General features: G+C 35.5%; 23 protein-coding genes and 1 pseudogene. 17 read left to right on the plus strand and 7 right to left on the minus strand.

The genetic code is table 11. The annotated features are described in order from the left end of the window. Positions 1-150 precede the first annotated feature (150 nt). The 3 genes from U6A24_RS07920 to U6A24_RS07930 are packed head-to-tail and all read left to right on the plus strand — an operon-like array spanning position 151 to position 1,717. Complete coding sequence (locus U6A24_RS07920; protein ID WP_324179407.1) at positions 151-423, plus strand: hypothetical protein; 273 nt, start codon at positions 151-153, stop codon at positions 421-423. 29 nt (positions 424-452) lie between these two features. Beyond that, positions 453-716: a hypothetical protein gene (locus U6A24_RS07925; protein ID WP_324179544.1), complete on the plus strand. Its 264-nt coding sequence runs from the start codon at positions 453-455 to the stop codon at positions 714-716. A 38-nt stretch (positions 717-754) separates the two neighbouring features. Continuing rightward, entirely contained in the window at positions 755-1,717 is a 963-nt protein-coding gene (locus U6A24_RS07930; RefSeq protein ID WP_324179408.1) for a sodium-dependent bicarbonate transport family permease, read from the plus strand. A gap of 574 nt (positions 1,718-2,291) precedes the next feature. On the opposite strand, the gene U6A24_RS07935 is transcribed toward U6A24_RS07930, so the two are convergent. Further along, complete coding sequence (locus U6A24_RS07935; protein ID WP_324179409.1) at positions 2,292-3,899, minus strand: isocitrate lyase; 1,608 nt, start codon at positions 3,897-3,899, stop codon at positions 2,292-2,294. 715 nt (positions 3,900-4,614) lie between these two features. Between U6A24_RS07935 and U6A24_RS07940 the strand changes: the two genes are divergently transcribed. Beyond that, positions 4,615-4,815 (plus strand): hypothetical protein, encoded by a 201-nt coding sequence (locus U6A24_RS07940; protein WP_324179410.1) that lies wholly within the window; start codon positions 4,615-4,617, stop codon positions 4,813-4,815. 204 nt (positions 4,816-5,019) lie between these two features. Here the strand turns inward: U6A24_RS07940 and U6A24_RS07945 are convergent, their stop codons facing one another. The 6 genes and pseudogenes from U6A24_RS07945 to U6A24_RS07970 all read right to left on the minus strand — a co-directional run. Next, entirely contained in the window at positions 5,020-6,777 is a 1,758-nt protein-coding gene (locus U6A24_RS07945) for an efflux RND transporter periplasmic adaptor subunit (protein ID WP_324179411.1), read from the minus strand. Between the two features lie 2 nt (positions 6,778-6,779). Beyond that, positions 6,780-7,520: a heavy metal translocating P-type ATPase gene (locus U6A24_RS07950; RefSeq protein ID WP_324179412.1), complete on the minus strand. Its 741-nt coding sequence runs from the start codon at positions 7,518-7,520 to the stop codon at positions 6,780-6,782. Between the two features lie 94 nt (positions 7,521-7,614). Further along, on the minus strand, positions 7,615-8,847 hold the full coding sequence (locus U6A24_RS07955) for a TolC family protein (protein WP_324179413.1): 1,233 nt from the start codon (positions 8,845-8,847) through the stop codon (positions 7,615-7,617). After that, a complete protein-coding gene (locus tag U6A24_RS07960) occupies positions 8,844-12,599 on the minus strand; it encodes an efflux RND transporter permease subunit (RefSeq protein ID WP_324179414.1) in 3,756 nt (1,251 codons plus the stop codon). Before U6A24_RS07960 ends, U6A24_RS07955 begins: the two co-directional genes overlap by 4 nt. A gap of 105 nt (positions 12,600-12,704) precedes the next feature. Next, positions 12,705-13,121: an HYC_CC_PP family protein gene (locus U6A24_RS07965; RefSeq protein ID WP_324179415.1), complete on the minus strand. Its 417-nt coding sequence runs from the start codon at positions 13,119-13,121 to the stop codon at positions 12,705-12,707. 139 nt (positions 13,122-13,260) lie between these two features. Continuing rightward, positions 13,261-13,416 (minus strand): annotated as a pseudogene (locus tag U6A24_RS07970) (transposase); the annotation flags it as partial. Positions 13,417-13,964: 548 nt separating this feature from the next. On the opposite strand from U6A24_RS07970, the gene U6A24_RS07975 reads away from it, so the two are divergent. The 13 genes from U6A24_RS07975 (at position 13,965) to vgrG (ending at position 26,580) form a co-directional block, all read left to right on the plus strand. Further along, positions 13,965-14,621 carry a hypothetical protein gene (locus tag U6A24_RS07975; protein ID WP_324179416.1) on the plus strand — a complete coding sequence of 219 codons (657 nt, stop codon included), beginning with the start codon at positions 13,965-13,967 and terminating at the stop codon, positions 14,619-14,621. Positions 14,622-14,876: 255 nt separating this feature from the next. Further along, a complete protein-coding gene (locus U6A24_RS07980) occupies positions 14,877-16,319 on the plus strand; it encodes a glycosyltransferase (protein WP_324179417.1) in 1,443 nt (480 codons plus the stop codon). 339 nt (positions 16,320-16,658) lie between these two features. Beyond that, on the plus strand, positions 16,659-17,285 hold the full coding sequence (locus U6A24_RS07985) for a response regulator transcription factor (RefSeq protein ID WP_324179418.1): 627 nt from the start codon (positions 16,659-16,661) through the stop codon (positions 17,283-17,285). A 213-nt stretch (positions 17,286-17,498) separates the two neighbouring features. Further along, positions 17,499-18,116 (plus strand): DUF4255 domain-containing protein, encoded by a 618-nt coding sequence (locus U6A24_RS07990; RefSeq protein ID WP_324179419.1) that lies wholly within the window; start codon positions 17,499-17,501, stop codon positions 18,114-18,116. Positions 18,117-18,137: 21 nt separating this feature from the next. Beyond that, entirely contained in the window at positions 18,138-19,487 is a 1,350-nt protein-coding gene (locus U6A24_RS07995) for a hypothetical protein (protein ID WP_324179420.1), read from the plus strand. A gap of 26 nt (positions 19,488-19,513) precedes the next feature. Further along, a complete protein-coding gene (locus U6A24_RS08000; RefSeq protein ID WP_324179421.1) occupies positions 19,514-20,932 on the plus strand; it encodes a phage tail sheath family protein in 1,419 nt (472 codons plus the stop codon). A 27-nt stretch (positions 20,933-20,959) separates the two neighbouring features. Further along, complete coding sequence (locus tag U6A24_RS08005) at positions 20,960-21,874, plus strand: hypothetical protein (protein WP_324179422.1); 915 nt, start codon at positions 20,960-20,962, stop codon at positions 21,872-21,874. 34 nt (positions 21,875-21,908) lie between these two features. After that, positions 21,909-22,892 carry a hypothetical protein gene (locus U6A24_RS08010; RefSeq protein ID WP_324179423.1) on the plus strand — a complete coding sequence of 328 codons (984 nt, stop codon included), beginning with the start codon at positions 21,909-21,911 and terminating at the stop codon, positions 22,890-22,892. Positions 22,893-22,923: 31 nt separating this feature from the next. After that, positions 22,924-23,391 (plus strand): phage tail protein, encoded by a 468-nt coding sequence (locus tag U6A24_RS08015; RefSeq protein WP_324179424.1) that lies wholly within the window; start codon positions 22,924-22,926, stop codon positions 23,389-23,391. A gap of 29 nt (positions 23,392-23,420) precedes the next feature. After that, complete coding sequence (locus U6A24_RS08020) at positions 23,421-23,870, plus strand: phage tail protein (RefSeq protein WP_324179425.1); 450 nt, start codon at positions 23,421-23,423, stop codon at positions 23,868-23,870. Positions 23,871-23,885: 15 nt separating this feature from the next. Then, positions 23,886-24,044: a DUF5908 family protein gene (locus tag U6A24_RS08025; protein ID WP_324179426.1), complete on the plus strand. Its 159-nt coding sequence runs from the start codon at positions 23,886-23,888 to the stop codon at positions 24,042-24,044. Then, the gene (locus U6A24_RS08030; RefSeq protein ID WP_324179427.1) at positions 24,044-24,793 is read left to right on the plus strand and encodes a CIS tube protein; all 750 of its coding nucleotides are present in this window, start codon (positions 24,044-24,046) and stop codon (positions 24,791-24,793) included. Before U6A24_RS08025 ends, U6A24_RS08030 begins: the two co-directional genes overlap by 1 nt. Then, positions 24,790-26,580 carry a type VI secretion system tip protein VgrG gene (gene vgrG / locus U6A24_RS08035; RefSeq protein WP_324179428.1) on the plus strand — a complete coding sequence of 597 codons (1,791 nt, stop codon included), beginning with the start codon at positions 24,790-24,792 and terminating at the stop codon, positions 26,578-26,580. Before U6A24_RS08030 ends, vgrG begins: the two co-directional genes overlap by 4 nt. Positions 26,581-26,590: the final 10 nt, after the last annotated feature.

Below are 26,590 nucleotides of genomic sequence, written 5' to 3' on the forward strand. Positions count from 1 at the left end.
ATCTAAGGTTTCAAGAAATACTTGAAATAGGTCTGTTATAGGATATATAAAATTTATTTATGTTTTTTATTACATATATAAATAAAAACATATGGATTTAGCTTTCTACTTTTACACCCAGGTATAAATAATTATGTTAAAACAATTTTTATGGAAACCAATATTAAATTGCCTTCAAAAGCAATACAAGTACGTAATGATGGAGCGATGCTTACTTTTAAAATTAACAAAGCTAGGTTTGCTAATGTTTTAAGAATACTAGGACTAGCAATTTTTTTCTTGACTTATATTACTATAGTATTTATAAGTTATACGGCTAAAAGTGAAATGTTTCCAGAGCTTTTAAAAGCTGGATTTATTTTGGGCCTTGTTTCTTTTATAGTTTTTCATCCAAAAAACAATTTTAAATCAAAATCAGAATAATTATGGTTATAACAGAAGTTTTGCACAAAGTGAAATTAGTCGATGGTGTCTTTAGCTGTTCAGAAGCTTCAGATATTATTAACGCTTTAATCCGAGAAAAAATCAACTTTCACAAATTGCATAGATTATCAATGTGCGAAGGAAATGTGGATAGCAACACCCAGTATGACGATAGTAGGGTAGCTGAACTCATTAAGGAAAAAGAAGATTTTAAAGCCATATATCACGAAGCTCGAGTGGCAAGTAAAAAAGTCAGAATAAGTGGTGTTTTAGATATTGAGATTATTGACTAATACACTTATTCATTGAATTAACTAACTAAATCCACCTAATGAATTTACATTTATTAGTTGATAATTTAACCAACCCTGCTTTACTTTTTTTTGTGTTGGGAATTATCGCTGCTCAGGTAAAAAGCGACCTTAAAATTCCACAAAACTCTTCTAAATTTATTTCTTTATACCTCTTGCTCGCTATTGGTTTTAAAGGCGGGCAAGAGTTAGCCCATAGTACATACAGTAATGAAATTACCTATGCTGTGGTTGCTGGGGTCCTACTGGCTCTTACAGTTCCGGTTTACACTTTTTTTATTTTAAGATTGAAATTTACTGCAGAGAATGCTGGAGCTATAGCTGCTGCTTACGGCTCAGTTAGCGCTGTAACTTTTGTAACAGCAGTAAGCTTTTTGGAGATGGAAGGTATTGCGTTTGGAGGGCATATGGTTGCCGTAATGGCACTTATGGAAGCGCCCTCTATTATTATTGGAGTATTATTATTGCGCTTATATTCTAATGGAAAAAAATCTTCGAAAGAGCTATTTCAACTTGTAAAACACGCAATAACTAATGGAAGTGTTCTTTTAATTTTAGGAAGTCTAGTGGTTGGTTTTACGGCCAGTGATGCACAAGCTGAAGGGATTAAACCATTCACGACAGATATTTTCAAAGGTTTTCTGGCCGTGTTTCTTTTAGATATGGGAATCACAAGCGGAGAGAAAATAGGGGCATTGCTCAAAAAAGGCTGGTTCGCATTTCTGTTTTCAATCATTGTTCCATTATTTAATGGTTTACTGGTTGCTAAAGTCTCTGGTTTGTTTCTTGCAAATCAAGGAGACCGGTTTTTATTGTCCATTCTGGCAGCAAGTGCTTCTTATATAGCTGTTCCTGCGGCTATGCGAATAGCAGCACCCAAAGCGAATCCAAGTTTATACTTGCCTATGGCCTTAGCGATAACATTCCCTTTTAATATTACGTTGGGAATGCCCATATACATGCATGTGATACAAAGTTTTTAGCCGTATGTTTTGTCAATATTCGAGTGTATGTGAAACCAAGAGATAATTTAAAAATTACCGACTAGACTGTTTAGATTCTCTATAATTCCTGTTTCTTGATTGTAGTGTTTAAAAATGATTAAAAACCGGGTTAAAAGCTGTTAAAACTAACCGAATAATGCAGAAATATCACTAGATTTAAGTAAACACCATAACCTTAATAAACACATCAAAGGTGTGCAAAAATGTATGGTTTAACATTAAAAAATTTAGGATATGAAAAAGTTGTTTTTTGGAGTTTTAGTTGTCGACATTCAAAAGTTAAAAGAACTAATAGTAAATCTGCCATCGGCAAGCTGGTATGCAATGCGTAGATAACATGAAGGTCATGTAAATGAAGTACACTGCACTTATAATACTATTCATTTATTTAGAATTGGAAGTCAATGCCTGCTAGTAAATTTTATTGGCTACAAATATAGTTGTTTATGTAGATTGAAGTAGCACATGACATATAGCGGTACAGAATTTTTAGATTTTCCCGAAAAATAAAAATCCAGCTCGATAAGAGCTGGATTTTTGTTATATAAAAAATCTATTTGTCAAGAACTAATTCTGGTTCTGGAGTTTTTGCAGTTTCAAACTGGTTACTCGTATTTTTCTCACCGCCAGCTTTCAAGGCTTTTTCGCCAGCAAAGAAAGTCTTATGATCATCTCCCAGGTCAGAGCCTGCCATACGTTGGTGTTTTACACATGATACACCTTTACGTATTTCTTGACGTTGTACAGAACCTACATAAGCCAACATTCCTTCATCTCCGAAATACCCTTCAACCAAATCATTCATATGCAATGCAGTAGTATGATAGGTTGGTAATGTAATTAGGTGGTGGAATATACCAGCTTCGCGAGAAGCATCGGCCTGAAAGTTTCTAATCATTTCGTCTGCTCTGTTCGCTAATTTGGTACCATCATATTTAGCATCCATTAGCTCTGAACGGTTATATCCAGTTGTGTCTTCACCCGCTTCTAGCATTAGGTCATACGCCTGCTGGCGGAAATTGATTGTCCAGTTAAAAGATGGTGAATTATTATATACCAGCTTAGCGTTCGGCACTTGCTCTTTAACTCGATTTACCATATGTGCAATTTGCTTCACATTTGGAGTAGGAGTCTCGATCCATAATAAATCGGCACCATTCTCAAGACTAGTAATACAATCTAATACTACACGATCTATGTTAGATCCTTCTTTAAATTTATATAAGCCATTTGGTAGTCTTACCGGGCGAACCAGTTTACCATCTCTTTTGAATAATACGTCATTTTCATTTACATTACTAAGATCAACTTCTTCAGCCTCTACAAAGTCCATATACTGCGATGCCAAGTCTCCTTCTTCTTGAGATACTGGTAATTTTTGTGTTAAACCAGCGCCTTCAGAATCTGTTCTGGCAACAATAACCCCTTCGTCTACACCCAATTCTAAGAAAGCATATCGAAGTGCATTTAACTTAGCGATAAAATCTTCATGAGGTACCGTTACTTTACCATCCTGGTGGCCACATTGCTTAGCATCAGATACTTGATTTTCGATTTGAAGAGCACAAGCACCCGCTTCGATCATTTTTTTAGCCAAAAGATACGTTGCTTCTTCATTACCAAAACCTGCATCGATATCTGCAATAATAGGCACTACATGCGTTTCAAAATTATCGATTTCTTCCTGAACATCTTCTCCGGCATCTAGACGACGAAATAGGTCATTTAATTCTACAGCATCGGCTTGGCGTAAGAAAGTGTATATTTCTTCAATTAGTTTAGGCACTGCAGTTTTTTCGTGCATTGACTGATCTGGTAATGGTCCTAACTCAGAACGTAGTGCTGCTACCATCCAACCAGATAGGTATAAGTATGATTTATTTGTTGTTTTTTTATGTTTTTTTACCGCAATCATTTTTTGTTGTGCGACAAAACCATGCCAGCAACCTAAAGACTGTGTATAGTTAGCACTATCGGCATCATATTCTGCCATGTCTTTACGCATGATAGATGCTGTGTATTTTGCTATGTCCAATCCTGTTTTGAATCTGTTTTGTACGGCCACGCGTGCTGCATTTTCTGGACTTATGGTAGCCCATGTATTTCCATGCTTAGCTTTTAATCTACGTACAACGTCAAGAGCTGAATTATAAGTACTCATAATATTATTTTTTAGTTTTATTTTAAGGTTACTGTCTTTATTTTAAGTTATTATTTGGGGCATTGTATTGATACGAGTTGTAATCTATTGTATTATTAATGGCCCAATTAGTAATCAATGTTTTTGTCTTTACTTGAGATTTCATCTTTCCTACTGTATTTGTTTTATTAATAATTCTAATATCTGTTTAATAATATGTTGCTTAAATACAGGACAATATTATAAAAAAGTTTTTAATAAAAAAAGCGAACGTTCGCTAAATTGATTAAAATTATTAAAAAATATAAGTTCGCAAAACATATTTTTTTGGCTGTAAGTTTGGATTCTAGAACAGAAAAAACATTTTATTTATTTGATAAACAGGATTTTAAAAAGAATACAGGAACTCCATTATTCGAATGGTTAAAGCTTTTTTATTTTTTTAAGAAATTAAGCTGCAAGAAGGTTAAGAAGGGTTAGAATATTCAAAAACTAATAAGATCATTCTACTTTTTTGAGAAATTAGGTGTGTTTTATCTGTTGAAATAGGATGCTAAATTGTAGTAATACATTTATTAAAACATAAAAAAAGTGCCAGGCCCTAGGAACCTGACACTCGACATCAAACCAACCAAACCTAATCTTCTGTAAACGTGTAGCTTGTTTTTACTACTTCTGTCAATCTGAAATAACCAAATGGATAACTGTCTGGATTTGTTTCGTTAATGCAGTATTTGTGGTAGAACCTGGAATAAATGTACTTTTTAATATCTCTAGGTATGCACAGATAGAAGCAGGAATAAAATATCGATTTTCGAGCAAAATAGAATTGGTGGACAGTCCTATAGATCGTATTAATGGTTTTACCAGCGAAATAGGTATAAAATTAGGAATATTTAATATGGGACGAAACCGTTACAAAAAAAAGTTGAACTAATGGAAAATAATATAAACTCTCAGCGAACAACCATCCAGACAATCAGGGTGTATTCAAAAAACGAACAAGTATTTGTTAAAAATCGTAATGAAAATTGGCTTCCTATTTCTTTTCATTGGATTCAGTCTGAGAAACTAACCTGAAAACGGTAATTCAGAAAATACTTACTTGTATAGCCTTAAAAAGAAATAAACAGATTTAAAATTATTTCAACATGTTTATTATACTACCACATTTCAACATAGCTTCTCCAAAATAGGGGTTGCGAATTTCTGTATCTTTACTTATCCATTTGGCACCTTTATTATTGTTGGCCATTGGGCATTGCTGAACATATAGAGTGTCTTCTAATGAGTTTAAACTACTGGCAATAGCGACCACATTTTCGTTAAGGATCACAAAATGGTTTCGCTGATTTTCTAGCTCTTCTTTTTGGGTAATGGCTTCCAACATCTCGATGCTTTTGTTTAAATGTGTTTTTTCCATAGAACCCATTCCTGAAAGGTCAAGTTTTTTCAAAATATCCATAGTCGCTTTTGCATTAGTTACGGTTAGCTTTGCATCGCTAGCCACCAAGGCATCTTTCAAATTCAGATAAGTAGGAAATATCGCCTTAAAGTCTCTTTGAAAGGCTTCGGGCAATTCCATTTTCATCATTGGTATCGAACTGTTTGAATTTTTGCTCTCTTGCATTCCTAAATACCTTTCGTTCCCGATCATTGTTTTACTCACAGTTTTGTTCATCATACTTTTTTTACCTTGCAATTGTGCTGCTGCATCTACAGTAAAGGTTCCATGAGTTACAATCTCCTCTCCAACACTAAGGCCAGACTTTATTTCAATCTGTTCGTCTTTTCTACTACCCAATAGTACTTCACGCATCTCAAAAATTGGTTCGTCTGCCTTTACTTTTATGTACACCAGCGAGCGTTTGCCAGTCCACATCACTGCCGTAGAGGGAACATACAACTTTTTTTGATCGAGAGATTTATTTACGGCTTTAATTTTTGCAGTCACAAACATTCCTGGTTTAAAGATGTTGTTTTGATTCTTTAAAGTGGAGCGTATAGTAACCGTTCTGGTCGAGCTATTAAGTACAGGATCAATAAATGAAACTTCACCTTCAAATTTTTTATTAGGGTAAGCATTGGTGGTAATGCTAACTTGTTGCCCTTTTTTGAATTGAGACAATTGACCTTCGTAAGCATCGAATTCTGCCCACACAGTATTCAAATTACTTACTTTGGCAATGGGTTGTCCTTTTTTTACATAATTGCCTTCGATACCCATTACTTCTGAAACTGTACCTGAAACAGTAGCATAAATAGGGAAGTTGGTTTGAACTTTGCCTGAACTTTCAATACGACTAATTTGGTTATCAGAAAGTTTCCATAATTTAAGCTTGTTGCGTACTGCCTGATAGAGTTGAGGTTGCGATTCTTTTAAAGAAATTGAGGTTAGTAATTCTTGCTGTGCAGCCACAAGTTCGGGAGAGTAAATCGTTGCCAGAAGTTGACCTTTTTTCACTTCCTGGCCTTCATAATTAATATTTAATCGCTCAATTCTTCCATCAAAATGGCTCGCCTGAACCGCTTCGGTCTCTTGATTTATAGCTATTTTCCCAGAAAGCGAAACAGTATTATCGGTATTCTCCTGACTATTTCCCACGACCATGGTGTGTATGTTTGCCAATGCCAATGCATTATTTGTCATTCTAAATTGCTCTGGGGACAAACCATCTGCCTTTGCTTCTGCCGGAATAAGATCCATTCCGCAGATAGGACAATCCCCTGGTTCGGGTTGCATAATTTGTGGATGCATTGAACACGTCCATAGTTGATGATCGGCTATATGCTCCATATTTTCATGCAAATTCAAAGAAGAGGTGTTAAAAATCAAATATCCGATCAATACTCCAGCGAGTAGTGATGCCAAACTAAATAGTATTACATTTTTATTCATAACTAAGCTATTTGCATTAACATTAGAATTGCCATTATAATCATGATCATATTTTCGATTAAAGTAGCTTCTGTCATAGGCAATTTGATCATGGTTCCCAGACAGGCACATTTAATTGATTTTTTGTCTAACAGTACTTTAGCTACACCATAAGTGGTAATGCCAAGAATTAGTAACGTAAGAACAAGAGCAATAGGAACATACCATCGCATTAAAAACAAAAGAGCCAATGATAATTCTATAAATGGATAGATCCAGGCGTATATAGGAACTGCTTTTGCCAATGGATCATACATTCTGAAAGATTCGGGAAAACCATTTAGATCTAAAATTTTAAAAAAGCCAAAAACAACATAAAACAATCCCATAAAATCCAACATCATATTTTGCATGTTCCAATCCCTGTAATTCAATAAAACACTAACAGCTATAATGAATCCAAAGATTATAAAAAGAGGACGTAGCTGCTTCATTTTATTTGTAGCGTTGTAATCGGGATCTTTGGAAATTGTTTCATCAAAAAGATTTGCAACTGTTTTTCCTTTTTCTGAAATGATATATTTAGGGGACAATAATTTTTGCAATTGATCCAAAGAAATTTCGGAATCTGCTGCTATCATCGCTTCGGCTTTTTCGAGATTAACTGATACACTAGTTACTCTTGTATACTTACCTAATCGTTCTTCGACATTTTTACGACAACCGTCACACGTCATTCCTTGTATGTTATATATACGTTTCATCTGTTTATATTTTTATTGTTTTTTCATTTGTCAGATGGAATCACCATTAATTAGTTCGGTGATTATAGATCTGATACTATAGCTTATTTCATAATTAATTGCTTAGATAGTTTATAATCGCAGATTGAATATAATATCTTGTAACCGATTGAATTTGATTGAGTTGAAATTTTAATTGCAATTCCTGAATATCAAGGACGTCATTAAAATCTATAGTTCCTGTTTCATAATTTTTGATCAGGATTTGCTCTGCATCTTTTGCTTGTTTGAGATTTTTGGATTGAGTGGTATACGTAATACGGGCTTGGTTTCGTTGTGATACTGCTTTCGCGAAAGCGGACTCCAAGAGATGTAAACGCTCTTGTTTTTGAAGCGTGACCTCCTGTTTGCGCAACTCATTTTGCTTGGTTCTTGAAGTATATTTTTTATTAAAAATGGGAATAGAAACAGAAACCATTGGCATTACAATGTCCTTTCCGTTGTCACTAAAGCTTATATCCGATCGCTCTTGAACGGGAACATAGTCTAATCCAAATCCGAGCATTGGTGCGCCCTCTTTTTGATTCAGTAATTCCACCTGGGTAATAGATTCGTACATTTTATCAAAACGCAGCAATTCTGGATTCAGCTGCAAACTATCTGATATAATGGGGTCATTGTTCGGGATAAACATTTCAGGTATCAAATCAATAGCAAGACTTGTATCTCGACTTAATAAGCTATTAAACTTTACTTTTTCTGCCAAGATCTGTTCCTTTAGTACTTCAATATGTTGTTGCAATTCATTTTGGCGTATTTGTAATTGTAATACATCTACTGCACTAGCTTTACCCACTTCAATAGAGGTCAACGCCAAGGTTTTATAAGTTTTGAGCAGTCGAATATTCCCGTTCAGTACCTTTTGTTTGGCTTTCAAGCTGTACAATTGGTAATAAGACTTTGATACAGCAAGAGTCAGTTTTCTTTTGGCAATAATATAGTCCACATAGTCGGCTTCAGCCATTGCAGTAGCATAGTCCTGTCGCACGGAAACGGTACCAAACCAGGGCAGCATTTGTTTCACCGAAAACCTTGCCACCTGCGCCCCAGTTCTTGTCTCGGGTTCACTGATAAAATATCCTGCTGCAAATTCGGTATTAGGTAGCCAATTGGCTTCGGTCACCTTTTCTTGAGCAATATTATAACGAAGCTCATATGCCTGAATATTTGGATTATTTGTATGCGCTTCGTTTATGTAGGATTGCAATTGCTGTGCACTACTGAAGTGAAAAATGAAAAGTGAAAAACTAAAAATTACGAAGTGCTGTATGTGTCTCTTAAATCTCATATTGATTCCTTTTTTTGAAGTCGAACTTCTTTTTGCCAACTGAATAATACCGGTACCACAAAGAGAGTAATAAGCGCAATGAGCATCCCTCCAAAACTTGGGATAGCCATAGGTATCATGATATCACTACCGCGTCCTGTAGATGTCAAGATAGGAAGTAATGCCAAAATAGTGGTTGCGGTGGTCATCAAACAAGGGCGAATACGTTTTTCGCCCGCCTCTACCACAGCATCATGAATTTCTTTTAAGTCTATTGGATTATTTCTATCAAAAGTCTGGGTTAAGTATGTAGCCATTATTACACCATCGTCGGTGGCAATACCAAAAAGTGCAATGAAACCAACCCAAATGGCTACACTCAGATTGATAGTGTGCATTTGAAAGAGGTCACGCAAGTTTTCGCCAAATACACTGAAATTAAAAAACCAATCCTGCCCATACAGCCAAATCATGATGAATCCACCGGCAAAGGCAACCGCAATACCGGTAAACACCATAAGTGAAGTAGTTACACTCCTAAACTGAAAATACAGAATCAAAAAAATGACAATAAGGGCCAGTGGTACAACCACAGACAACGTCTTTTCTGCTCGTAGTTGATGTTCATAGGTTCCGGTAAAGACGTAGTTGATTCCTTTGGGAACGGTAAGTTCACCGCTATCTATCTTAGCTTGAATAGCCACCTGTGCATTTTTGACTACATCGATTTCTGCAAAGTCATCCAACTTATCAAACAATACATAGCCGACCAAAAAGGTATCTTCACTTTTAATAACCTGAGGGCCTTGTTCATAACGAATAGAAACAAATTCACTTAGAGGTACTGGACTTCCTTTAGAAACAGGGACATAAACATTTTTTAGATCATCTGCGTTGCTCCGTAGCTCTCTTGGATAACGTACCCGAACCGCATATCGTTCCCTGCCTTCAACGGTTTGGGTCAGTGGCATCCCTCCAATAGCGATTGAAATTACTTGTTGTACATCTGCAATCGTAATGCCGTAACGCGCCAGTTTTTCTCGTGCTATATCGATAAGTAAATAAGGTTTTCCTACGATTCGGTCTGCAAAAACTGCTTGTTTCTTTACACCTTTTGCAGTTTTTAAGATGTCTTCTAATTCTAGGCCAAAGGCCTCAATTTCATTTAGATTTTGACCCTTCACCTTAATCCCCATAGGAGCCCTCATCCCTGTTTGTAGCATTATCATTCGGGTTTCAATAGGTTGTAATTTAGGTGCAGATGTCACCCCTGGAAGTTTGGTTACTCTTACAATTTCATTCCAAATATCATCTGGAGACTGAATTTCGGGTCGCCAATTTCGGAAGTATTCTCCATCTTCATCTTCAATTAATTGATTTCGGTCAATACGGTAAGGGTCTGAAATATTGTTTTTAACATTTATAACCTCATTTTTGTGCTCAATATTGGGATTGGCTACTACTTTTCCATTTTTTAATTCAAAATAACCATCTTCATTGATTTTAAAACGTTGTGGTTTGCCCTCTGTATCCAATTCATATTCAGAATGGTATTGAATTACATTCTCGTACATCGATAACGGGGCTGGATCGAGTGCTGATTCTGTACGCCCTGCTTTCCCTACTACGGTTTTGATTTCAGGAATACTGGCTACGGCCATATCCAGTTGTTGCAACACACGTTTGTTTTCTTCTACACCAGAATGAGGTAATGAAGTGGGCATTAATAGAAAAGAACCTTCATTGAGCGAAGGCATAAATTCTTTACCTGTATTGTGCATAATAAGTACACCACAAATTACCAGTATAGTTGGTATAGAAAGAAAAAGAAATTTGTTCTGTAGCGCCCATCGTAGCATTCGTGTATAGTACATTCTGAACACCCAAAAAGCACCTAATATCCCAAAGCCGATAGTTCCTACAAAAAGTAAGTTCATCACAATACTGCGGTCAAAGCCTAAAGGTCTCCAATGTATAGCCAACAAAACAAGAATTGCCAAAGCTGAGATTAGGATAGCTCCTAAATTATATTCCTTTCTCGAAAGTATATCTCTAAGGGATGCTATAGCCAAGAGTCCAAAACCTATTAAAACCGATCCTAACCAATAACCATATCCAATCGCTGCAAGACCTAATGCAATCATGATTCCGTTTAAAACATATCTGTACAAACTCTTTACGCTTTGCTTTTTGAAGAAATAGGCAGCAAAAGGTGGTATTAAAAAAAGAGCTACTATAATAGAGGCGGTTAATGCCATAGTTTTGGTAAAAGCCAAGGGGCGGAACAGTTTCCCTTCGGCACCAACCATTGTAAAGACAGGTACAAAACTGATAATTGTAGTTAGGATAGCCGTGAGGATTGCCCCAGAAACTTCTGTGGTTGCATTGTATACCACATTGTTTACTGGTAGTTGGGAATGCTCAGGTTTTTCTTTGTTGTTGTCAAGATGTCTAATGATGTTTTCAGAAAGGATAATACCAACGTCTACCATTGTTCCTATCGCAATAGCAATACCCGATAGAGCAACAATATTGGCGTCGACCCCAAATAATTTCATTGAAATGAATACCATCAAAACGGCTACAGGTAACAATCCTGAAATTAGAATAGAAGCCCGTAAGTTAAATACCATTATGATGATCACCAGTATCGTGATTAGAATTTCAAGAGTTAGTGCTTCATTAAGTGTTCCCAAAGTTTCCTGTATCAATTCAGTCCTATCATAAAAAGGAACAATAGTCACCTGAGAGATTCTTCCATCGGCTAATTCTTTTGTTGGTAATCCGGATGAGAGTGCGGCTATCTGATCTTTAACATTGTTGATGACTTCCAACGGATTGGCTCCATATCGAGCTACCACAACGGCACCTACAACTTCAGCTCCTTCTTTATCCAATAATCCACGACGTGTAGCGGGACCTAAACCTACCCTTGCTACATCTTTAACACGAATAGCCGTATAATTTTCAGAATCAACTACTGCGTTTTCTATATCTGCTATCGATTTTATATACCCTAAACCACGCACCAGGTATTCTGCCTGGTTGATTTCGAGGGTCTGTGCGCCTATATCTTGATTGGATTGCTTTACTGCTTTTACGATATGATGAAGGCTAATGTTGTATTGGCGCATTAATTCGGGGTCGACATCAATTTGATATTCTTGGACAAATCCCCCAATAGAAGCTACCTCAGAAACACCACTTGCAGAGGAAAGGGAGTATTTTACATAGTAATCCTGTATACTTCTTAGTTCGTGAAGGTCCCAACCTCCGGTTACGTTACCATCTTTGTCACGTCCCTCAAGTGTATACCAAAAAATTTGGCCCAACCCTGTGGCATCAGGTCCAAGTGAAGGGACAACACCGCTAGGTAAAAGCCCTGGAGGGAGGGAGTTTAGCTTTTCAAGAATACGACTTCTTGACCAATAGAACTCTGTATCCTCTTCAAAAATGATGTAAATGCTTGAAAAACCAAACATCGAGGAGCTTCGAATAGTTTTTACTCCAGGAACACCTAATAACGAAGAGGTCAAAGGGTAAGTGATTTGGTTTTCGATATCTTGAGGAGAACGACCGGCCCACCTGGTAAACACGATCTGCTGGTTTTCTCCTATATCTGGGATAGCATCAACTGTAATGGGATTGCTTGGTAAAAAACCAACATCCCATTTAAAAGGAGCATGTACAATACCCCAACCTATAAACAAGATTAGGAGTAGCAATGCTACCAATTTATTTTCGATTAAGAATTTTATTGCTTTGTTCAGCATTATGTAACGTATTAGATATTTCTTGTAAGACAAGCTGAAAAGTGGATACAGCACGTTATGCCCAAGGCAATTTTTTTGCAGGGCTCACTTTAAATATCTAATACATCAAATTAAAAAAGTCTCGTAAAGGACTTGATAGTCTTTATCGAGTAAGGGGGGAGGATGCCCTATAAATGAAGTAATCGAAGCATCTAAATTCTGAAAGAGGTTATGATAAGAATAGGCATAACTTATGATAAAGACTTGTTGCTCAAAAGAGAGTTTTATAGTATTGTCTTTTAAATCATCCTGACCTTCTAAAACTATTTGCTTATCTGTACAGCACGATTTTTTTTCCACTTTATCACCACAATCTTTGGTAGACTTTATTTGCTCCATACCACAAGATTTGGCCTCTTTATAGAAAGCTAAATCCACCAAATCATCGCCACAATAATGTGCGTCCACAGTAAATGATATTGTAGACAACAGGATGATCGCAGACATCAAAATGGCCGATATTTTTTGGAAAATCTCTTTCATTCAATGAACAAAGTTACTGAATTTAAACGAATTCTAATGTATTTAATAGGAGTTTAGATGTTGACCAAGTGGATTGTTTCATGTAAATGTTTTTATCCATAGAATGCGCTATCATATCCGAGCGATCCTTTAGATTAGCATATATCTCCATACCCTTTTCTTTTCTACAAAAAATTAAGTTATCTTCTAAAACAGAGAAGTATAATTGACGTGTAAATACATCAACCCAGTACACCGTAGCAAAACGTATAAAATACAGCCCCGATTTATTATGAAATTTATATTTTCTGCTCATAACTTTAAAAATAAAACAATCCAGTTTCATTTTTTGAAACTGGTATTATTAAAATAGGAAGCTACTTTTCAAACTGTCTCTTTTTTGTGTTTTGGTATTTTTTTTTCTCCCAGTTTCAAAAAATGAGACTCTTACCACATATACTTACACCTGTCAAACAAAAAAAGAAGAAAATACTATTAAATGAAACCATCAGAACAATTTCATAGTGCAGTATTGTCAAGGAAATATCGATTAGACTATAAAAGTGCCAGGTATACCAATAAAACTATCCATTATACTATAAAACTATAGATTATACTGGGTGAGGAGTTCATTATACCGAGTGAGAAGGCTATTAAACCATAAAAACATGAATTATACCAGGTGAGAAGTCCATTATACCATAAAAACATCAATTATACCGAGTGAGTAGCCTATTATACCGGTTAAAGAGTCGAGTATACGGTCGTAACATTGAATATACGGGTTGAATAGCTCATTAACCAATACAACTGTAAAATATAAATCATAAATCATCGAACATAAAAACAATAAATATAAAAAGTATGAAACCACTAAGAAAAGCCGAGGCAACTATTCTGGAAGGATACAGAGTAGCGCTAGAAAATGCCAAGAATCAACCTATTATTGCATCAGAAATGGCAGAATTGGGATATGATGCCCATAAAATAAGGGAAGGAGAACAACTACTGGCAGATACCCAAAAGGTCTATGACCATAAAAAGCAAGAAGATGATGAGACCACGCAGGCTTCAGCCAACTTTAAAAGTCAAAACCAAAAGTTGGATGAACTTTATAAAAATCACCGTAAAAAAGCCAAAGTAATTTTCAGGAAAGAACCAGAAATGCTAAAGCGATTAAACTTACTTGGGCGCATTCCTCAAAATTATGATCTTAAAATGGATGTGATTCGCAAATTTTATAGTGAACTACAACAAGATCAACAGCTACAACAAAAACTGGAAACCCTCAGAGTAACCCAAAAGGTCATTGATAAAAGTATCAAACAGGTAAAAAATGTAGAAGATAAAAGAGCAGAATACATAAAAGAAGTGGGGGAGTCGCAAGATGCTACCCAGCAAAAAAGAATGGCCTTTGCCAAGATCGACGACTGGATGCGTGATTTTTATGCCGTAGCCGATATTGCACTAGAAGATCAACCACAACTTATGGAAGCATTGGGCAAAAGAAGAAAGAGTTAATTGATTAGATTTTTTTTCGACCATAACAACCGGGGTCTTTTGATAGGGCTTCGGTTTTTGATTGCATAAAAGCGTTCAAACAATTAGACTTTGCTCAAAAAGTCTGAGTATCTAGCTGTGGGTGTGATTACACACATATGTGTAAAATTTCCCCATATCAAAATTTATAAAAATTATTTAAATAGCTGGTATTCAAACGATTTTATAGTGGTATCAAAATTGTTTGGTTTCGTAGAGTATCTAAGAAAAAACTAAATGAAGCAATCAACATTTTCTGAATCTCTGGAAAAACCAATCGGTATCCAAAATCATTTTAATCGTTTAAAAAAGTTTATTTCAAATTCATCATCGTCATTCATTTTAATAGGGACATTTTTGTTACTATTTGGTGCAGTATCATTATTCTATTTCCTACAACCCTATTTTGAAGAAATTTACTTGCAAAGAATGAATACGAGTTGGGGGCTGGCTTTAATGATACTAGGAATGTCACTACTCCTTATTAAACTTAGTTTCTTGGGCTACATATTGTTTTTATATCTACAATATAAAGTAATCGAATCGGTAAACGATGAAGAATTGCCTTTATGTACGGTAATTGTACCCGCCTATAATGAAGGAGAATTGGTATACAAAACTTTGTTGAGTATTGCCCAAAACGATTATCCAGAAGATAAAATTCAGATAATTTCTATAGATGATGGTAGTAAAGATGATACATGGCAATGGATGAAAAAAGCAAAAGCGCAATTAGGAGATCGCATTTCAATTTATCAACAACCAGAAAACCAAGGTAAAAGACATGCTTTGTATCGCGGGTTCAACCTGGGCACAGGAGAAGTTTTCATTACCGTAGATAGTGATTCTATAGTAAAAAAAGATACAATACGCAGTATGGCTAGTCCTTTTGTTGTTAATAAAGAATGTGGTGCTGTTGCCGGAAATGTACTTGTTTTAAATAAAGAAAAGGCTTTTATACCTCGTATGCTAAATGTAAGTTTTGCTTTTAGTTTTGAGTTTATACGTTCTGCACAAAGCAAATTAGGCTCGGTATTATGCACGCCAGGTGCATTATCTGCGTATCGTAGAGAAGCCGTTTTTACTTGTCGTGAAGCTTGGATTAACCAAACCTTTTTAGGGCAAGTTTCAAAAATTGGCGAGGATCGAGCTATGACCAATATGATCTTAAAACAAGGATACAAAGTATTTTTTCAGCGCAATGCATACGTATATACAAATATTCCAGAGCGCTATAAAAACTTATCCAAAATGTTTATTCGTTGGGAAAGAAGTAATGTTAGAGAAAATATTGCAATGAGTAAATTTGCTTTTACAAACTTTAGGGAAGGATCTAAAAGAGGTACCAGGATATTACTGCTAAACCAATGGTTAAAAATGATAATGGCCTATCCTGGGATATTATTAATGGTATTTTTTATTTCTACCTATCCACTTTTATTCCTGGTATCAACATTGGCCAGTATACTGGTTTTTTCAAGTATACAAGCTTTGTTTTATGCCAAAAAGCATAATGTGTCAGAAGCATATTGGGCCTATTCGTATAGCATCTTTTATGCATTCACATTATTTTGGATCACTCCCTATGCTATTGCGACTGCAGGTAGAAGTGGTTGGTTAACTCGTGACTTGACCAAAAAAGAACTAGAACAACAACAAGTGGTTGCCGTGACTTCATAAAATAATAACAAAGAACAATATTCAATTCATTTATTGACCTAATATATAGAAAAGATTACAGTAAGAGCTTCAGATATTTCTGAAGCTTTTTTATTTCGTCAAGTTTTATAGTGTTATGTAAAATAAAGAGGCAATAAAATTCTAAATTATAGGGAAATAACCCCTCTAAAAATAAGGCAAAACCCCTGTTAATATGCTTGTATTTAATGAAATAAATTTCCAACTTTATAACAGCAATTAAAACCAATTTATTTCACACTAAACAATTTTACTCTTATGAACCTTTACTCTAAAACTATGCCTCTCCCGTACGAGGAGGAGTCAACATTTGTCGCCAAAATGTCAAAAATTTTTGATACTTGTGAGTTGTCAAAGAACTTGATAATAGCAATTTATCTAATTAGAGAAAATAGATTTTTATACTGCAACAAAGTTTTTGAAAGCGTAACCGGTTACAATACCCAACAATTAATTTGCGGAGGGTGGAATTTTTTATATTCCATAATTCCTTCCAGAGAACTTCACTATACAAAAGATAAAATAGATAATTACTTCTCGAAGCCTTTTGCAAAAGATAAGCTTACTTTAGAATATCATGTACGCAATTCAGAAGAAGAAAAAAGGTATATAAAACACGAAATTTTAGAATTCAGATTAAAGGGACAAAAATTGGCTCTTAACTATCTTTTTGATGTATCAGACCAAGAAGAGATAGAACGTTGTTTAACAAGGCATGGCGGACGAAGAAACTATAATTTTTTCAGAAATCAATGTGCCGGAATATCTTCAAGAGAAGAAGAAGTTCTAAAATTGATAGCAAATGGCTTTTCTTCAAAGCAAATAGCAGACAAACTTTTTATTAGTAATCATACAGCTGTTTCTCATCGCAAACACTTGATACAAAAATTTCAGGTAAAAAACACCGCTCAACTGATCAAAGAAGCGTCTAAAGTGTTGGATTTATAATTTAATTAACTGCGTGTTAACAAGATTTTTATAAGAATAAATCCCCATTTTTAGGGATTGCTTTCCTTAGAAATTTTTAGAAATTTTGATAGAGCAAGATTTATAGTTTTTCATTGTTGAAAACAGGAATCGTCAAGTTTTATTAGCAGTTTTTGCTTCAAGTAATTTTGATCAATACCCCAAAAATTACTTGTCATATTAGTATTAGTTTTTATGATCGGTTTAGCCTTAAAATTATTAAGGGATGAACTGAGTGAGTATGTCTTTCGTAATAAAAGACCGGGAGATTCTATCACTCAGGATGATATCATCCTACACAATATCGCTTTGATGGAAAGCGAAAACTCAAGTGATTTGAGTAATAAGCTAGTGATCACTTTAGTAAACACCGAAGAAGAGAGTACCTTAAAAAATAGGAGTAATGCCTTAAAAACACCCAATGGGATAAAATATGTAGAGCCCCCTGTTTTTTTAAACTTGTATATATTGATATCTTCCACTCTTGGTCAAGATCTGCAGGATGCATATGAGTTTGCATTACATAGACTTTCCTTGGTGATTCAATTTTTTCAGACCAAGAAGAATTTTACCATAAAGAACTCCCCATTTACAACCATTTCTAATGATACTAATATACTGCAAGAGATAAAAGATGATTTAAGACTTAATGTAGAGTTATACACTTTAACATTCGAGCAAATCAACCATTTATGGGGCTCGCTAGGGGGCAAGCAGGTGCCTTTTGCTATGTATAAAATCAGATTAGTGAAAATCCAAGAAGATACCAAAGTAATTGCGCCTATAATAGAAGAAATTAGAACAGATAGCTGATAAGAGATATAAATAGTTACCATGGGAAGTACAATCATTTTTAAAAGGTTATTTGAGGTTGTGATCTTGCACGATTATTTCTTGACAACTGTAAAATTTGAGCCCTCGCCTGTAAAGAGTATTTCTTTTTTTGATAGAAACAAAACCGAGAAAGACGAACTTATTTCAAAGAAACTTTCTAGCAATATTTATGATATCAAGGACCTATTTTCTATAGAACCAGTCGGAGATACCAAAAAAAGGATGAGCGAGTATAAATTGCTTATAGCAAAAACGTCTCTTGGATTTATAGTGGGAACTGAGATAAAAGTTGAAAACAAAGCTGGCGATACGTTGTATAAACCTCGTATAGCACTGAAGAATGATTTAAATTTTACATTTTCTATAAAACCACAAGCATCTTTTTTTAAAAGTGTTACTAATATTGGCTTACGACCTACACTACCATCTATTTATTATTTCACTAACAAGGATAAAGAAGAATTTGATGAAGGTTCTTATAAGTCGTTACCAATTTCAAATAAAGTAAACACACCACAAAACGGAATAACCTATGAAATGGGGGCATTAATTGATTTTGGAGGTACAGTTCGGGAGGCTATCCAATATACCGATGGTACAAATCCTGATCATTGGATCGATGTAGATGATAAGCGGTTTGTAAGTAATGCCGATAGAATATTGTTACCTCATAATTTCAATTTTTTAGTTAACGAATCCAATGTAGAGCAAATAGAATTTGTGCTTTTTGATAAAGATGACAATGAAATAAAAACAATCAATGAAACAAGTTCTGAAGGAATAGAAAATGTGTTTTTAAACTTAACAAGAGTTGATGAAAATGATCAAGATTCAGACATAATTCCTGATGGGATCTACACTTTAAAAATAAGTGCCAATGAAGAACCCGCTGTTGCATATACGGTGTATTTAAACGATGAAGTTTATGATAAAAACAGTTTTGCGGTAGTTGATATTAGGTTAGATGAGTTAGATTCTCCTTTTAGTCTGTTAGATAACGAAGGATATCTTAAAACCAGAATTACTGCTGGTGATGATAAAATTTCTCATCCCATTTTTGAAATACGACTCAAAAACAGAAAAACATATTGGAGATATAATAAGGACGGAGGTTTTAGTAATGACGATGCAGATAACACCTCACCATTCTTAAAACCAGACCCAGATCTTGCACTCGAGAAATTAATTTCTGAAGACCCGAAAGGTTTAACAGAAACATTAGTTCCTTTCATTAAAGGATCATCAAACAAATTTTTGCCACATCCGCGAATGCCTGCTATCAAAGTCGAGAAAGACAGAATTTTTTCAGAGATCTTTATCAGTCAATCTAATAGATTATTGAATAATTAAAATAAAACTTTTATAAAATTGATATTATGAAGTACAACACACCAGGAGTTTATATAGAAGAAATTCCAAAACTTCCACCATCGATCGCACAGGTCGAAACAGCAATTCCCGCTTTTATTGGGTATACTGAAAAAGCAATAGATGAAAGAACAGGAGAGGAATTATTGCTTGAGCCTAAACGTATACGCTCCTTACTCGAATATGAGCGTCTTTATGGGATGCCAGCAGTAGAAACAGGGTTAAAAGTGAAGATTGAAGACCCTGAGTCGCCTACTCCAGTTATACAGCCCTCTATAGATAAAGCCTTAGAATCAAAGTATAAGATGTATTATGCATTACAAATGTTTTTTGCTAATGGAGGGGGACCGTGTTGGATTGTAGCAGTTGGAGATTATAGTAGTGGCGTGGTTAGCAATGATGCCCTTGAAGATGGGCTAAATGCTACTGAAAAAATCGATGAAATAACATTATATCTCTATCCAGATGCACAAGGAATCGTAGATCAGGCAAGTTTTTATGGATTGTACAGCGCTACGTTGGATATGTGTGCCGAGTTACAAGATCGCTTTGCGGTTATAGATATATGGCCAGATCCTCAAAATCCAGATATAATAGATCACGTAGAAGGATTACGTTCTGATCAAGGAGGAATAACAGGAGAAGAAGACACGCTGAAATATGGAGCAGCTTATTTTCCAAACCTTGAAACTACTTTGAACTATTATTATGGGGGTGAAGGCCCGGGAGACGGTAATGTGACAATCGAAGGAACGGGGATAACAGCGGCTAATCTAGCCGATTTGAAAACTGAAAATAACGCATTGTATTTTCAGGCTCAGAACGCCCTTAGAATTTTACCCATGGAAATGCCTCCTTCACCAGGTGTTGTAGGGCAGTATGCAACTGTAGATAATGCAAGAGGAGTATGGAAAGCACCAGCCAATGTGGGTGTCGATCTTGCTATTAGACCCATGGTGAAAATTACCGATAAGCAACAACAAGGGCTTAATGTACATGTTAACGGAGGTAAATCTGTTAATGCAATTCGCTCATTTGTAGGAAGAGGTTCTGCAATAATTTGGGGAGCAAGAACACTTGCTGGAAACAGTAATGAATGGAGATATGTTTCCGTTAGAAGGTTCTTTAATATGGTCGAAGAATCTGTAAAGAAAGCAACTATTCAGTTTGTATTTGAACCTAATGATATAAATACTTGGTCTAGAGTTAAATCTATGATCGATAACTTTTTGGTGCAACAATGGAGAGCTGGAGCATTAATGGGAACTACTCCCGAAGAAGCCTTTTTTGTAAAGGTAGGGCTTAACGAAACAATGGATGAAGTAGATATTTGGGAAGGAAGAATGATCGTTGAGATAGGAATGGCAGTAGTAAGACCGGCAGAATTTATCATTTTAAGGTTTAGCCATAAAATGTTATCCGAGTAAAGTCAATAAACCATAAAACAATCAAATATGGCTAGCAAGAATAATAATGAAAATAGCAATCTACGGAACGCCGATACGGTGATATGTGAATGCTTAACGGGCATAAAAAACGAGAAAAAAGCCGCTGGAAGCATGCGTGATGCTTATAAGATACTTAAAAAGTCTAAAAAAGCAGCTCGTAGATATAAGGTATGTGGTTTGGATAAAGCCGAAGAATCTCATGGGGTTTATCAAGATATAATGAGTTGTGTCGCTATTGGAAGCTCTAAAAAGACAGAAGTGATCCAAACAAATATAAATGAGTATAACGCAAAAGATGATCAGATTGAAGCTCTTATAAAAGAATCTTCAAAACTCTTGAATCAAATGCGTATTAAGATAGAAGAAGCCAATGATGCAGCATGTGCATTGTCTAATTGTTTTAAGAATAAGATTTTACCGAAATCTGGTAAATCTAAGAAAGACGATGAAAAAGAAGAAGCATACAAAAAGCTACAAGATATCTTAGAAAAGACCACAAAGCTTAATGAAAAAGGACAAAATGCTCACGATTCGGTTATAACTATAGCTGGTATTCAAACATTTACCAATACACATAGTTTGACAGAGTTTATGACAAAAACCTCTACAGCTATGAGCGGTTTTAAAAGCACAGTAGAAAGCAATATTTCATCAACCTCAGAAGATGTGACCAAATGTCGCGAAGAGCTTAATGTCATTGCAGATGAACTTGCTCAAATTGTTTGTAACAAAAAGACAGAGTCCGTTAAGTATGAAGGTCTGGAGTGTGTTATAGACTATGTGTGTAAAGGTGAGTACAAAGAAGATCCGTTGGATTTATGTAGAGAAACAACAGACTGTTATGATTCTCATCATGGCGAGAGGTACGACCAAAGAAAAAAGGATAGACGTCAAAAAAGGCAAACAAAGGATATGGATTAATGTTTAAAAAAATAATTAGAAAAAAATAATAATCATGATAGATTTCTTAAAAGACAGAACCTGCTGCGAAGACAGAGGTATCGATGATCCAGATGCTCAAGATTGCCTGGATAAATGGAGAGAAAAGTTAGAAGATGTTAGCAATGAATACAACAAATTAAGTGCAGAAACTTCAAAAGATGAAGAGGAATATTTGAATTCGTTAGGTTGGCAAAACAGACTTAAAAACTGGGACGAAAGAATAAAGGATACAGATGAAAAGGCAAATGAAGTTCTTCGTGAATTGGAGTTCTTTTTGGAACAAGCCAAACTTGTATGCGATAATTCGGAAGTGACTACAGATGCTCTAGAACAACTTTTGGGATTGGGAAAATCAATCTTTGATTGCTTTTTTACATATCAGAGCAAGAAGGAAGGGCTAAAAGACATGATTGTCGATTTTAAAAAGACAATAGAATGCCTTAAGAATTCTAGTGATGAAGATAAGGCAGAAGTCATGAAGTGCATAGAAACTTATGAGCAAAAAATAATTGTTGTTTGTGATATGCAAGATGCAATTTTAAAGCAGCTATTAGAAACCTATAAGTGTGCAAGTCTTTTATCGGTAGCAATATGTGGAGATGGTGGTCTAGAGGATAAAATAGAAGATTTAGAAGATATTTTTAAAGGAGATGATTCTATGGGTGGGGATTATGGTGATTATCCTAGTGGTGACGACGACGATGATGACAACGACGACGGTAAAAAAACTCGAAAAAAGAGACCACGACATGACCACGACAATAGCTATTCTTATCCATGCAATGATATGATAGTAAAACCAATGCCAAAATTCCCTATTAACGATAGCGATTATTACAATAATATTGAGAGCGACCTTGTAGTAGCTATCAATGAAACCGAGAGACTCAGAAAAGAGTGGGTTCAAAGTAAGAAAGAAAGTGACAAGAGTTTGTCACATAAAACAAGTCTTATCGAGGCAATCACCGCCGCAGAGGCAGCAGAAAATGCAAAATAATTTTTAAAAATAAATACAAAAAAATAACAACATGGCAGCAATAGGCGATTATCCAATACCAAAGTTTCATTTCCAGGTAGAATGGGGTGATGGTTTTCGAATCGGATTTACAGAAGTAAGTGGATTAGATTTTGAAACTGAAGTTATCGAGTATAGAGAAGGACATAGTAAAAAATACAATAAGACAAAGCAACCTGGTCTTACCAAGTATAGTAATGTTACCTTAAAAAGAGGAACCTTTCAAGGGGATTTCGATTTCTTTACAGAATGGCAAAAAACATATTTATTTCAGGAAGGTAACGATACAGGATCTTTATTCAGACGTCCGGTTACTATTAAACTCCTTAACGAAAGCCATGAGCCTATTATTACTTGGATACTCGAAAATGCATGGCCTAGCAAGGTACAATCAACCGACTTAAAAGCTGATGCAAATGAAGTAGCAATAGAAACTATGGAATTGGTGCATGAAGGCTTAACGATTCTGGAAGCGAAATAGTAATTTTTAAACATTTACTTTAAATCTCAATGTATCAAATAGTTGGTTTTCATTTTAGTGTTTCTTTTTTGAATCTGCCCGAAAGTAAAGATGTAGATGTCAAGTTTCAGTCTGTATCTGGCCTTGATGTGCAAATTGAAAAAGAAACCTTAAAAGAGGGAGGAGAAAATAGGTTTGAACACAGTATACCAGGTAGAAGAAAGTATTCTCCTTTAACATTAAAAAGAGGAATTCTTACTCCTAAAGATTCTGGTTTAACACAATGGTGTCAAAAAGCTTTTCAAAACCTTGAAGTTACTCCTGTCGGAACCGTAAATGTAGAGTTACTTAATGAAAACAGTACCGTATTAATGCAATGGGAGCTTTCTCATGTTTGGCCAGTTAGCTGGAAGGTAGGCGAGTTAAATGCCGAAAAAGGTGAAGTACTTATAGAAACTTTAGAGCTTAATTATAATTATTTCAAGCTAACGAGTAAATAATAAAATAAAAGCAGTATGCCTTTAGAAATTAGAGAATTGGTAATCAAGACAACCGTGAGTAATCAAACGGGTTCAACTGGTGATACAGGTTCAGCCGGTAAGATGAAAGAAGCCAATATTAATGAGATTGTGGATAAGGTTTTCGAAATTTTAAAAGAAAAATCCGAACGTTAATGGAAGATACAGGACAATTAATTAAAGTTTCTATAGAAGCATTCGATAAAGAAAATTTTTCGAATGCTTCCAAATCTAAAATTACACCAAATCCAATTTTTTTGCCTGTAAACCCAGAAAGCTTTACCCAAAATTTTAAGGTAGAATTAAACCTGGATCAAGGGCAGGGTAACCAAAGTACCGATGCCAAATATAGAGGAACAAAGCCAGAAGAGTTAAAACTTGAATTCATTTTTGATGGAACCAACACCATTCAGGGATATAATTCAAAATTGGATAAAAATGCTCAAAGAGATGCGGCTCCAGAAAAATCACCGTTACCAGTAAAAGACCAATTGAAGATTTTTATGAATACGGTGTATAATATGAATGGAGAAATACATCGACCACATTTCTTAAAGGTGCATTGGGGGGATGGTTTCAAGTTTACCTGTATACTTTCATCCCTAGATCTTAATTATACTCTTTTTAAGCCCAACGGAGATCCTTTGCGAGTAAAGGCAAGTGCTACTTTTTTGAATTACATAGCGCAACAAGAACGTGTTGCAAGAGAAAAAAAGAAATCTCCGGATTTAACGCGTTCAAGACAGGTTAAAGCTGGTGATCGACTTGATAATATGACCTTTGAGATTTACAATAACGTTAAATATGTTACCCAAATTGCAAAGGCAAATGGGTTAACATCGTTCAGAAGAATTACGCCAGGAAATGAATTGGTTTTTCCACCACTAGACAAAACAAGCTCATGAAGGATAGAGAAATACCGGTAGAAGCAGCATATAATGTAGCCACTTTTGATATACTCATAGATGGACAAGTGGTCGATCCTGGATATCAAATATTATCAATTTCTATTTCAAAAGAAATAAATAAAATCCCAACGGCCAAGATTGTCATAAAAGACGGTGATTCTGCTACAGAAACCTTCAAAATTAGTGAAGAGGAAGAATTCCTGCCAGGGAAATCAATTGTATTAAAAATAGGACGAGATAGCGAAAACAAACAACTCTTTAAAGGGGTAATTGTTAAGCATGCCATAAAAATATTAGAAAGTGGCGAAACGCGCTTAACCCTGGATTGCAGAGATGAGGTAGTAAAAATGACACTGGGGCGACACAATTATTATTATGAAGAGCGCAAGGATAGTGAGATTATGGAGGAGGTAATTGGCAGATACTCTGGGTTAAGTAAAGACGTCGAAGCTACAAATATCAAACATCTCGAAATGGTGCAATATCATGCTACAGACTGGGATTTTTTATTAATGAGAGCAGAGGCCAATGGGAAGTTGGTTGTAGTTGATGATGGGAAGGTCATTATTAAAGCACCAGAAACTAGTGGAGATGCTGCATTGGCGGTATTGTTTGGTTCGACTTTAATTGATTTTGAAGCAGAAATGGATGCCAGGAATCAATGGACATCGGTAGAAGCAAAATCATGGGATTATGGTGGACAAGATATGTTTGAATTTACCACAGATAGTGTTCCTGTTAATGAACTTGGGAATGTAGAAGGAGGCACTTTGGCTAGTGATATAAGTCCTCAACAATTTGAACTCAGACACTCAGGTCAAGCCATTGTCGAAGAATTACAAGAATGGGCCAAATCTACATTGCAAACAAGTCGATTGTCCAAAATTCGCGGAAGAGCAAAATTTATAGGTTTTGGCGAAATTAAACCCGGTCAATTATTAGAACTACAAGGTTTAGGAACTAGATTTACAGGAAATGCTTACGTTTCTGCGGTTAGACATGATATATATAACGGATCTTGGTTCACTCAGGCACAATTTGGTGTACATCCAGATTGTTTTTCCCATATCCACAAAAACATTACAGATGCGCCTGCTTCAGGATTGGTACCCGCTATTAATGGTTTACAAATTGGAAAGGTTGTACAATTAGAAAATGATCCAGAAGGAGAAAATAGGATATTGGTAAGATTACCAATTATTGATAACTCTGCAAGAGGAGTATGGGCAAGAATCGCCACACTAGATGCTGGCTCGGCAGATGATGGAGTAGCAGGAAGAGGTTCTTTTTTTCTTCCAGAGATTGAAGACGAGGTAATTGTTGGCTTTATAAATGATGATCCTCGTGATGCCGTAGTACTTGGTATGTTACACAGTAGTGCAAAACCAGCTCCTATAGAAGCACAAGATGTAAATCACGAAAAAGGATTTGTAACTCGTTCTGGGATGCGATTACATTTTCATGACGAGACCAAAACAATCACAGTAGATACACCTCAAGGCAATAGAATTGTATTGGATGAAGATTCTACTTCGATAACGATAGAAGATCAAAACAGTAATATAGCTGTAATGGATCCCGATGGAATTAGTATAAATAGCCCGGGAGATATAAAAATAGAAGCTACAGGTAATATCGATATAAAAGCCGGAATGAATATGACCCTAGAAGCTACTCAAATATCTGCAAAAGCAAGTGCAAGTATGGAAGCCAAGGGTGCTACAACCACCGTTTCTGCAGATGGTATAACCGAGATCAAAGGGTCGTTAGTAAAAATAAATTAATAAACAAAAC

The sequence above is a fragment of the Aquimarina gracilis genome, assembly GCF_035285365.1.
GTDB lineage: Bacteria > Bacteroidota > Bacteroidia > Flavobacteriales > Flavobacteriaceae > Aquimarina > Aquimarina gracilis.

Bases quoted from the DNA above. Each gene is read 5' to 3' on its own strand.
- U6A24_RS07920 (WP_324179407.1), top strand. From the start codon at position 151: ATGGAAACCAATATTAAATTGCCTTCAAAAGCAATACAAGTACGTAAT.
- U6A24_RS07930 (WP_324179408.1), top strand. From the start codon at position 755: ATGAATTTACATTTATTAGTTGATAATTTAACCAACCCTGCTTTACTT.
- U6A24_RS07935 (WP_324179409.1), bottom strand. From the start codon at position 3,899: ATGAGTACTTATAATTCAGCTCTTGACGTTGTACGTAGATTAAAAGCT.
- U6A24_RS07945 (WP_324179411.1), bottom strand. From the start codon at position 6,777: ATGAATAAAAATGTAATACTATTTAGTTTGGCATCACTACTCGCTGGA.
- U6A24_RS07950 (WP_324179412.1), bottom strand. From the start codon at position 7,520: ATGAAACGTATATATAACATACAAGGAATGACGTGTGACGGTTGTCGT.
- U6A24_RS07955 (WP_324179413.1), bottom strand. From the start codon at position 8,847: ATGAGATTTAAGAGACACATACAGCACTTCGTAATTTTTAGTTTTTCA.
- U6A24_RS07960 (WP_324179414.1), bottom strand. From the start codon at position 12,599: ATGCTGAACAAAGCAATAAAATTCTTAATCGAAAATAAATTGGTAGCA.
- U6A24_RS07965 (WP_324179415.1), bottom strand. From the start codon at position 13,121: ATGAAAGAGATTTTCCAAAAAATATCGGCCATTTTGATGTCTGCGATC.
- U6A24_RS07975 (WP_324179416.1), top strand. From the start codon at position 13,965: ATGAAACCACTAAGAAAAGCCGAGGCAACTATTCTGGAAGGATACAGA.
- U6A24_RS07980 (WP_324179417.1), top strand. From the start codon at position 14,877: ATGAAGCAATCAACATTTTCTGAATCTCTGGAAAAACCAATCGGTATC.
- U6A24_RS07985 (WP_324179418.1), top strand. From the start codon at position 16,659: ATGTCAAAAATTTTTGATACTTGTGAGTTGTCAAAGAACTTGATAATA.
- U6A24_RS07990 (WP_324179419.1), top strand. From the start codon at position 17,499: ATGATCGGTTTAGCCTTAAAATTATTAAGGGATGAACTGAGTGAGTAT.
- U6A24_RS07995 (WP_324179420.1), top strand. From the start codon at position 18,138: ATGGGAAGTACAATCATTTTTAAAAGGTTATTTGAGGTTGTGATCTTG.
- U6A24_RS08000 (WP_324179421.1), top strand. From the start codon at position 19,514: ATGAAGTACAACACACCAGGAGTTTATATAGAAGAAATTCCAAAACTT.
- U6A24_RS08005 (WP_324179422.1), top strand. From the start codon at position 20,960: ATGGCTAGCAAGAATAATAATGAAAATAGCAATCTACGGAACGCCGAT.
- U6A24_RS08010 (WP_324179423.1), top strand. From the start codon at position 21,909: ATGATAGATTTCTTAAAAGACAGAACCTGCTGCGAAGACAGAGGTATC.
- U6A24_RS08015 (WP_324179424.1), top strand. From the start codon at position 22,924: ATGGCAGCAATAGGCGATTATCCAATACCAAAGTTTCATTTCCAGGTA.
- U6A24_RS08020 (WP_324179425.1), top strand. From the start codon at position 23,421: ATGTATCAAATAGTTGGTTTTCATTTTAGTGTTTCTTTTTTGAATCTG.
- U6A24_RS08025 (WP_324179426.1), top strand. From the start codon at position 23,886: ATGCCTTTAGAAATTAGAGAATTGGTAATCAAGACAACCGTGAGTAAT.
- U6A24_RS08030 (WP_324179427.1), top strand. From the start codon at position 24,044: ATGGAAGATACAGGACAATTAATTAAAGTTTCTATAGAAGCATTCGAT.
- vgrG (WP_324179428.1), top strand. From the start codon at position 24,790: ATGAAGGATAGAGAAATACCGGTAGAAGCAGCATATAATGTAGCCACT.